We start from the raw sequence: 8596 nt of genomic DNA, 5'->3' as shown, positions 1-8596 counted from the left end.
CGAATCTCCGTCAGGCTCGTCGCCTGCTTCTTCTTCTTTTTCTTCGTCGTCTTCTTCGTCCTCGTCGTCCTCATCGCGCCCTGCAGTTCAGATGCCCGCAATCGTGGCATGCCGCCAGCACCCGATTCAAGCCTCGGGAATAAAGCGGAGGCGGGCGTGGTTAGCTCAGTGTACGCAGCACGATCGACAGCCGCAGCATTCTGCTATCAACCACCGGTCGGCGTGAGCGGCGGCAGAAATGGAAGGAGGCGGACATGAACATCGCCGAGCAGTCCCTGCGGTTCCTGGTAGAGAAATGGCTTGCGCCAATTCCGACGACGCGGCTCCGCGTGGTTCAATTCGGCCGTACCGGTTACGAGAGGAGACGCTATGTGCGCGTCGAGGCCTTGGCCGCGAGCGGTTCGCATGCGATTTTCTTCTTTCGCCACGCTGACGGCTGCTGGTGCGTCTTTCCGCCCTCGATTGCACGGCCGGCATTGACGGGCCAGCTTGCAGCGTAGGGGAGCGCCATACGGATCGAAGGCGCCGACCGCGGTTACGCTGGCGGTTCCCAGTGGGTGACCTGATCCGGCCGGGTGATCACAGCACGACAATCGAAGGGGTATCTGTTCGTTTTCTCGCAAAGGCATCAAACGAAATCCCCGCATTCATGGAGCGCGGTCGCAGCGCTGAAGAAGGTCCAACTGCGTGCGCAGGTCAATGTGCATGACTCGGCGACGACCGCTTCCCGGGCCGTGCGGATGAGGGCGGTGGGTTGGCCGGCGCCAGGGCGGCGTTATTCGCATCCATTTTTTTCGGGTTCGAAGCTGGAATAAACTGCGAGCGACTTCGGTAAAGGCCAGGAGAGCATGCCAGCGATCAAGCAGGCGGTCCGTCTGCAAATTCGCGGTGCATGAGAGATATGCGCCGACCCGGCGCGAGCCTGAAGACTGGAGCGACGCGATGCCCGAGAGCAAGTCCATCTGCCAGCAGACCCCAGCCGCCCGGAGCGGCACATCGACGACCCCTACTTCAAGACCCCTGCTGTGCGGTAGGACGTCGTGTTCTATTGCTTGAACGAATCCAGGCCGAACGCACGTCCGCCGCCGTTGCATACCGGTGACAGGCTTCTGCAAAGCGAAGTGCCAGAACATATTGCATATCAGTATCGATCGCGGCCTGCCAAGGTCAAGCCAATCTTCATCAATGTAGTCAGGCGCGTTCCGCCAGGCCGATCACCAGAGTTTTGACGGGAACCCCGTTGGATTCACCGCAACATTTAAATCGTTCGAAACCCACGTTGTTCGTCGCTGTCGATGTGCTCTCTGCCCAGTACCCGAGGTCGATGATGAGATCGCTGCTGAGTCACCATGAGATCGCCATTCTGTTTTTGCTGCTCGATGCTCCAAACCAGGTCGCGCCTGGTGATCCAGATGCGATCGCTCTTCAAGAAGCGAGCCTCGTCGAAATCGTACCTACGGCTCTCGACGATGGCAGATTTCGGCTGACTCCTGCCGGTGCTGAACTACTCCGTCGTCTTGGCATGGCAGCGGGTTGAAGTACACATTGGCTTGTACCGCAATCGGCGAATGCGCACGCGGAAGTCAGTATGGGTCAAGAACAGCAACTCGTAAGGTGGGTGTCGTGGAATGGTCGAAACCCCGATATACGTTTGCTATCGCGAGCATCTAATCACTTGATTTGCGTAGGCATGACCGATAGCCTATCGTTGATCAAGAGAGCGTTACATGGGATTCCGGCATGAGCCCACCGACCGCCCATATCGTCAACGCCAGCCTAGTGACGCGGACCATCGTCGTCGAATGTACGCAACGACGTCGGTCATCGAACAAAGACCATGCGCGTCAGGTGGAGGCACTAGTACACCTAAAAGAGCCTACCATGCGATTTCCAGACGGCCGCGCTGGCGCGGGATCGGCGATGCACCGTAGGAGCCAGACGCCGTAGAAAAGCAGGTAGTGGGTACATCCCTCAAGGAGACAACACATGTCAACCGAAGCAAAATGCCCGTTCAACCATGCTGCCGGCGGCGGTACGACGAACCGTGACTGGTGGCCGCAGCAGCTGCGGCTCGATCTGCTCAGCCAGCACTCCGGCAAGTCCAACCCGTTGGACAGCAGCTTCAACTACGCCGAGGCGTTCAAGAGCCTGGACCTGGCGGCGGTGAAGCAGGATCTCGCGGCGCTGATGACCGAATCGCAGGACTGGTGGCCGGCGGACTTCGGCCACTACGGGCCGCTCTTCATCCGCATGGCCTGGCACAGTGCCGGGACCTACCGCATCGGCGATGGCCGCGGTGGCGCCGGGCGCGGCCAGCAGCGTTTCGCGCCGCTCAACAGCTGGCCGGACAACGTCAGCCTCGACAAGGCGCGCCGCCTGCTGTGGCCGATCAAGCAGAAGTACGGCCAGAAGATTTCCTGGGCCGACCTGTTGATCCTGACCGGCAACGTCGCGCTCGAGACCATGGGTTTCAAGACCTTCGGCTTTGGCGGCGGTCGTGAGGACACGTGGGAACCGGACCATGACGTCTACTGGGGCAACGAAAAGACGTGGCTCGGCGGTGACGTCCGTTATGGCAAGGCAGCCGCAGGTAATAAGGACGACGGCGGCGCGATCGTCGCCGACGAGGAAAAGCACGGCGAAGAGGTCAGCCGCGACGACAACGGACGAAATCTGGAGAACCCGCTCGGCGCGGTGCAGATGGGCCTGATCTATGTGAACCCGGAAGGCCCGGACGGCAATCCGGACCCGGTCGCCGCAGCACACGACATTCGCGAGACTTTCGGGCGCATGGCGATGAACGACGAAGAGACGGTCGCGCTGATCGCGGGTGGCCACACCTTTGGCAAAACGCACGGCGCCGGTCCTGCCGACAACGTCGGTCCGGAACCCGAGGCCGCCGATCTGGAGAACCAGGGCCTCGGTTGGAAGAACAGCTTCGGCACCGGCAAGGGTGGTGACACGATCACGAGCGGTCTCGAAGTCACGTGGACCACTACGCCGACCAGGTGGGGCAACGGCTTTCTCGAAAACCTCTTCAAGTACGAATGGGAATTGACAAAGAGCCCTGCTGGCGCCAATCAGTGGGTCGCCAAGGGTGCCGACACGACTATCCCCCATGCTCACGATCCGTCGAAGAAGCTGCTGCCGACGATGCTCACCACTGACCTGTCGCTGCGCTTCGACCCAGCCTACGAGAAGATTTCGCGGCGCTTCCTGGAGCATCCCGACCAGCTCGCCGACGCCTTCGCCCGTGCCTGGTTCAAGCTGACTCACCGTGACATGGGACCGCGCGCCCGCTACCTGGGACCGGAAGTGCCCGCGGAAGAACTGCTCTGGCAGGACCCGATTCCGGCGGTCGACCATCCGCTGGTCAATGGGCAGGACATCGCCGCGCTCAAGCAGAAGATTCTGGCCTCGGGGCTGTCTGTTTCGGAACTGGTGTCGACGGCCTGGGCATCGGCCTCCACATTCCGCGGTTCGGACAAACGCGGCGGCGCGAACGGCGCGCGCATCCGCCTCGCCCCGCAGAAAGACTGGGCGGTCAACCAGCCCGAGCAACTGGCGAAAGTCCTGACGGCACTTGAGGGCATCCGGAGCGAGTTCAACAGTGCGCAGTCAGGCGGCAAGAAGGTCTCACTGGCCGACCTGATCGTTCTGGCCGGCAGCGCCGGCATCGAGCAGGCCGCGAAAAACGCCGGCCATCCGGTGAGCGTGCCCTTTACGCCTGGCCGCATGGACGCCTCGCAAGAACAGACCGATGTCGTATCCGTTGGCGCCCTCGAACCGGTCGCCGATGGCTTCCGCAACTATCTCAAGGCCGGATTGAAGGTACCGGCTGAGGCTTTGCTGATCGACAAGGCGCAATTGCTGACGCTGACCGCACCCGAGATGACCGTGCTCATCGGCGGCTTGCGCGTGCTGGATGTCCATGCCGGACAGGGTTCGCACAGCGTCTTCACAAAGAAGCCCGGAACGCTGACCAACGACTTTTTCCGCAACCTGCTCGACATGAGTACGGAATGGAAGCCGACCTCATCGGCCCGCGATGCGTTCGAAGGGCGTGACCGCAAGACCGGCGAGTTGAAGTGGACCGGCAGCCGCGTCGATCTGGTCTTTGGTTCGCACGCCCAACTCCGGGCTCTGGGCGAAGTCTATGCAAGCGAGGACGGTCAGGAGAAATTCATCCGCGACTTCGTCGCAGCCTGGGTCAAGGTGATGAATCTCGACCGGTTCGATCTCGCCTGATCGGGCGCGTGGTCCCGTCAGGATAATCACCCTGACGGGACCACGCGCCGCCGTGCGAAAGGCGTGCGCCTGTTGTGGGATGACCTGAGGCTAGCGGGGGTCAACGATTGGCGGCGAACGGCTCATCCCGGCTCGAAAGCGCCGCTTGTTGGCCTCTGTTTACCTGGCCGCACGCGCCGCGTCGATGATGGCCGCTGCCACTTCAGTCGGCTTCGACAGCATCGGCATGTGGCCTGCATCCACCTTCACCACGGTCGCGCCGATCTGCTGCGCCATCGCAGCCTGCAGTTCCGGCGGCATGATGCGATCCCTTTCCGTCATTACGAACCACGACGGCTTGCTTTGCCACGCGGCTTGCGTCACCTTGTCGTCAGCACAGCCGGCGAACCACGGACCCTGCGTCGCGGCAACCAGACGCGCCTGCGCAACCGGCAGATCCTGCGCGAAGTCGTGGATGATCGCATCGGTTGACAGCGTCAGATAGCCGGCGGAGTCCTTTTGCAGTGCAGACGCCCATGACGGCGCCGGTTTGCCCTTCAGGATGTCGTTGATCGACTGGTCTTTTCGCGGCGCGAATGCCGCGACGTAGACGAGTGCCTTGACCTTGTCGTCGTTGCCGGCTTGCGTGATCACGGCACCGGCCCACGAATTGCCGACCAGAATCACAGGGCCGTCCTGTTGCTCGATCGCGCGGCGCGTGGCGGCCACGTCGCCATCGAGCGAACTGAGCGGATTCTGCACCGCTACGACGTGCAGGCCTTTTGCCTGCAGCAGCGGAATCACCTTATTCCAGCTTGATGCATCGGCGAATGCGCCGTGCACCAGAACGACGTTCTTGCCTTTGAGATCGTCGGACCGGGCAGCGCTGGCAGGCGTCAGCGCGCTGATTGAGAGCAGGCTGCCGAACATCACCGCGGCGGCCAGGCATTTTTTGAGCAGGATATTCATGATATCGATCCTCGTTAAGAAGTGGGTCAGATGGCGGAGTGACGGATCCGCCGATCCGGCCGGCTGATGCGCGGCACAGCATCGGTCACGACGTCGCCCCAATAGCCGGGTCAGCGCGCCGATCCGAACTCAGTAGCGAGCTCTTTTGCAACGCCATCTATGTTCATTTCAACGAGCATTTGAAGCGGATAGTTCGGGTATCGCTGAAGTACTTTTCCAGCCACCAGGCTCTTTTCGTCCGGCGTAGGGTGCGTGAGGTCGGCGATTCCGCCGCGCACCCAGTCGCGAAACAGATTGAGGTACTCCGTCTGCTGCGCCAGGGCGTCCAGCCCGGCGGCTTCGCCGTGTCCCGCGAATATGCTGGTCGCAGTCGAATAGCGCTCACGTACGATTTCAAGCTGGCTTAGCCACTGCTTTGTCCGACCCTCAGCGAGCCAGGGGTGGACGCGGTGATACAGCAGATCGGAGGCGATCAGCTGATCGCTCTGCGGCAGATGGATAACGGTGATGTCGGCGGACTCTCCCTCGCCGAGATCGTCTACGCGCAACTCAAGGCCGTCCACAAAGATGGGCTGACCAGGTACAACCACAGTATTGGGCAGCACGGTGTCCTGAGGGTAGTCGTCGCCGTATACCGGAGTCCATGCGGTGCGCTTCCCGGCTTGCGTTGCGCGGATGACATCGATCGTTGCCTGGGTTGCGTAGATCGGTAGCCCCGGCCACTCATGCGCAATCTCAGCCATGCCGTTGAAGTGATCGGGATGCGGGTGGGTGATGAAGACCGCGAGAAGCGGCTTGCCGTGAGCCCGGATCGCGGCGCATAACTGCCGCGCGGAAGAAGTCAGGAACTGCGTGTCAACGAGCACGAGGCCGATCCCAGTCTCGATGATGAATGAGTTGACGAAAAATGCAGATTCGGCAGATCTGAACACGTGAACATTGGACATGACCATTCCTTGAGCGGGTTGTAAGAGAACGCCGTCGCATTGTCGATCACTGACCAGCATGTGAGAAGGCGCATAGACCGCATATAATTCATACGGAAACTACATGGGTGGGACCATGACGAAGGATGCATCCCTGTCACAGTTGAGAACGTTTTTGCGGATCGTCGAGCGCGGCAGCCTGTCGGCGGCGGCAAGGGACCTCGGCACGACGCAGCCGACAGTGTCCCGACAGCTGCAGGACCTGGAGGCGGCCTATGGCACCACGCTCGTCATTAGAACCACCCGAACGTTGCGCGTGACCGATTCCGGAAGGATGGTCTACGAGCAGGCGCGGCTCATCGTGCAATCGGACGACATTCTGCGAGAACGACTGACGGGCGATAACGCGCAGGTTGAAGGGCGTATCCGCATTGCCGCTCCGTCAGGATTTGGTGCCTTCGTGATCGCGCCGTTTTGCGGTCGGTTCGTCGAACGGCATCCGAAGGCGATCCTGGAGCTTTGTCTGTCCGACAGCCAGAGCGATCTGGTCAGCGAAGGAATCGACGTTGCCGTCCGCATTGGCCAACTGGCCGATTCGTCCCTGTTCGCAAGACCGCTGGCCGCGCTGGAAGAGGTTCTGGTCAGTCATCCTCGGTGTCTGAATCGACCGGTTGCACGGCCGGCTGACTTGCAGTCGTTGCCGTGGGTTGCATTCGCGGGACTGCTGGACGGCGACGACGTTTGCCTCGAACGTCGAGGCCGCAAACAGAAGGTCAGGGTTGCGCCACGCCTCAGGATCGACCAGATCGTTGGGCACCGCGAGGCGCTACTGGCAGGTGCAGGTGTCGGGTTGATTCATCGTTACGCCGTTGATGCCGACATCCGCGATGGGCGACTCGTCCAGTTGCTCGCCGACTGGCGGCTGCCCGAGTGGCCAGTGCATGCGGTGTTTCCGGTCAAGACACAGACGTATCGCCTGCAGACGTGGTGTGCTGAACTCAAGCAGGAACTGGCAAGGATTCCCGGGGTAAGCTGCCTTCCCGTTGGCAAGGCAACAGCAGTTCCGCCACGCGCTTGACCGCGACGAAACTCCGCCGCCGCGCGTCCTCATTCGTCAGCCTTGCCGAGACCGCTCCATACGACCTTGACAGCCTTGCGGAAGGCACGCAGTTGCGAGGCGTCGTCTTCACTCCAGCGAAGGAAAATAACCAGGCCCTGGCAACTCGACACGATCAATGCGCCTCGCAATTCGCGTTCTTCCATCGATAGGGCTGGATTGATTTCGCCGACGAGCTTTGCAAAGAGCGCCGTGAACCGTTTCTGTACCTCTACGACGACATCGCGCGCGAAGGACTCATGCAGCGCCAATCCCCAACTTTCGAGGATTCCCGCGGGCAATCCAGGTCTGACAAACTCGGCGAAAGCGTCGTCGATGATTGCTTCGAGCCGTGCCTGCGGGGATCGGTTTCTGTTTTCGACAAACCCTCGAAAGCGCTCGAAGTACCGTCTTGCGATTTCCTCGAGCGTGGCGCGCAACAGTGCTTCGCGAGTCGAAAAATAGTGCTGCAATGTGCTCAGACGAATGCCCGCATCGTTGGCCACGCGGTTGATCGTGTACCCGGCGTAACCCGCCGCAATTAGCACGTTAATTGAAACATCGACGATCTCGGGCACCCGGCTCTCCCGATTGCCGCGCCGTCTCACAGATGCTGGGGCTTGCGGATCAAATATCGCTGCGGAAGTGAGGGTCAGCTTTTTCACGTGCACTCCGTCCTGAGGCGCTGACGGTCTCGCTGTTCAGCGCAAAGTTAGCGTCCGGCAGTGGACCTTGGGGTCGCGCTTGCCCTGTGGGACAACAATCAACGTTGCAGTTCTGCACCTCCTGACATCGCGTTTTACGGCTGCGAGGGTGCTATGGCGGCTTCCGGAATTGCGCAACGTAATAGGTTATCGAACCGTACCTAAGTATAGGTTGAATAACCTGTTTTTCCTAGACGCCGGCACCGCAAACATCCGAAGAAACAAGGCTCTAACGGCCGACATCGTTTACCCGGATTACCCAAATTTCCGGGTTGACATATAGGTTATCTAACCTATATTTGTGGGTAGGGCAACCGACAAGACGTGGCGATGTTCCAGCCACGAAGTGGCGGGGCATGATGGTCGCGCGGCAGTCAGAGGAGAGCGAAATGGGTTCCGGCGAGAAGTGCTTGCGAACGCTGGTCGGCAAGTGGTTTGGCTCTTCTGCGGTGGTGACGATACGCGTGATGGAGTTCAGTCGCACACGAACGGATCGAAGGCGCTACGTGCGCATCGGCGCGGTGCGGGCGGACGGAGGGTTGACCATCGTCTTTTTCCGGCACGACGACGGTTCGTGGAACGTGTTCCCGGCAAAGACGAGCACGCCGGCAATGCGCGTCTACCAGCTTGCGGCGTGAGCGATGGGTCGATAGTCGGGCGATCTGGGGAGAACG

9 protein-coding genes are annotated in these 8596 nt (G+C 60.9%); 6 read left to right on the top strand and 3 right to left on the bottom strand.

Annotated elements, in window-relative coordinates:
• The 4 genes from P3T23_RS41120 to katG all read left to right on the top strand — a co-directional run.
• Positions 1-258, top strand: a 258-nt coding sequence (locus tag P3T23_RS41120) for a hypothetical protein (RefSeq protein ID WP_429321786.1), incomplete at its 5' end; no start/stop codon positions are given.
• A complete protein-coding gene (locus tag P3T23_RS41115; protein WP_429321785.1) occupies positions 255-500 on the top strand; it encodes a hypothetical protein in 246 nt (81 codons plus the stop codon). The genes P3T23_RS41120 and P3T23_RS41115, both read left to right, overlap by 4 nt.
• Positions 501-1327: 827 nt before the next feature.
• Entirely contained in the window at positions 1328-1537 is a 210-nt protein-coding gene (locus P3T23_RS41110) for a hypothetical protein (protein WP_429321784.1), read from the top strand.
• Between the two features lie 449 nt (positions 1538-1986).
• The gene (gene katG, locus P3T23_RS41105) at positions 1987-4248 is read left to right on the top strand and encodes a catalase/peroxidase HPI (protein WP_429321783.1); all 2262 of its coding nucleotides are present in this window, start codon (positions 1987-1989) and stop codon (positions 4246-4248) included.
• Between the two features lie 159 nt (positions 4249-4407).
• Here the strand turns inward: katG and P3T23_RS41100 are convergent, their stop codons facing one another.
• Positions 4408-5196 (bottom strand): alpha/beta fold hydrolase, encoded by a 789-nt coding sequence (locus P3T23_RS41100; RefSeq protein WP_429321782.1) that lies wholly within the window; start codon positions 5194-5196, stop codon positions 4408-4410.
• 110 nt (positions 5197-5306) lie between these two features.
• Positions 5307-6203 (bottom strand): MBL fold metallo-hydrolase, encoded by an 897-nt coding sequence (locus tag P3T23_RS41095; protein WP_429321781.1) that lies wholly within the window; start codon positions 6201-6203, stop codon positions 5307-5309.
• 43 nt (positions 6204-6246) lie between these two features.
• Between P3T23_RS41095 and P3T23_RS41090 the strand changes: the two genes are divergently transcribed.
• Positions 6247-7200: a LysR family transcriptional regulator gene (locus P3T23_RS41090; RefSeq protein WP_429321780.1), complete on the top strand. Its 954-nt coding sequence runs from the start codon at positions 6247-6249 to the stop codon at positions 7198-7200.
• 29 nt (positions 7201-7229) lie between these two features.
• Here P3T23_RS41090 and P3T23_RS41085 read toward each other — a convergent pair whose 3' ends face one another.
• Positions 7230-7883: a TetR/AcrR family transcriptional regulator gene (locus tag P3T23_RS41085; RefSeq protein WP_429321779.1), complete on the bottom strand. Its 654-nt coding sequence runs from the start codon at positions 7881-7883 to the stop codon at positions 7230-7232.
• A gap of 428 nt (positions 7884-8311) precedes the next feature.
• Between P3T23_RS41085 and P3T23_RS41080 the strand changes: the two genes are divergently transcribed.
• Positions 8312-8560, top strand: coding sequence for a hypothetical protein (locus P3T23_RS41080; protein WP_429321778.1), 249 nt, complete (start codon positions 8312-8314; stop codon positions 8558-8560).
• Positions 8561-8596: the final 36 nt, after the last annotated feature.

The organism is Paraburkholderia sp. GAS448 (assembly GCF_050435685.1).
GTDB lineage: Bacteria > Pseudomonadota > Gammaproteobacteria > Burkholderiales > Burkholderiaceae > Paraburkholderia.
The sequence above is the reverse complement of the archived record's forward strand: the minus strand, read 5'-3'. Positions and strand labels throughout refer to the sequence as shown.

Bases quoted from the DNA above. Each gene is read 5' to 3' on its own strand.
- P3T23_RS41115 (WP_429321785.1), top strand. From the start codon at position 255: ATGAACATCGCCGAGCAGTCCCTGCGGTTCCTGGTAGAGAAATGGCTT.
- P3T23_RS41110 (WP_429321784.1), top strand. From the start codon at position 1,328: ATGAGATCGCTGCTGAGTCACCATGAGATCGCCATTCTGTTTTTGCTG.
- katG (WP_429321783.1), top strand. From the start codon at position 1,987: ATGTCAACCGAAGCAAAATGCCCGTTCAACCATGCTGCCGGCGGCGGT.
- P3T23_RS41100 (WP_429321782.1), bottom strand. From the start codon at position 5,196: ATGAATATCCTGCTCAAAAAATGCCTGGCCGCCGCGGTGATGTTCGGC.
- P3T23_RS41095 (WP_429321781.1), bottom strand. From the start codon at position 6,203: ATGCTGGTCAGTGATCGACAATGCGACGGCGTTCTCTTACAACCCGCT.
- P3T23_RS41090 (WP_429321780.1), top strand. From the start codon at position 6,247: ATGGGTGGGACCATGACGAAGGATGCATCCCTGTCACAGTTGAGAACG.
- P3T23_RS41080 (WP_429321778.1), top strand. From the start codon at position 8,312: ATGGGTTCCGGCGAGAAGTGCTTGCGAACGCTGGTCGGCAAGTGGTTT.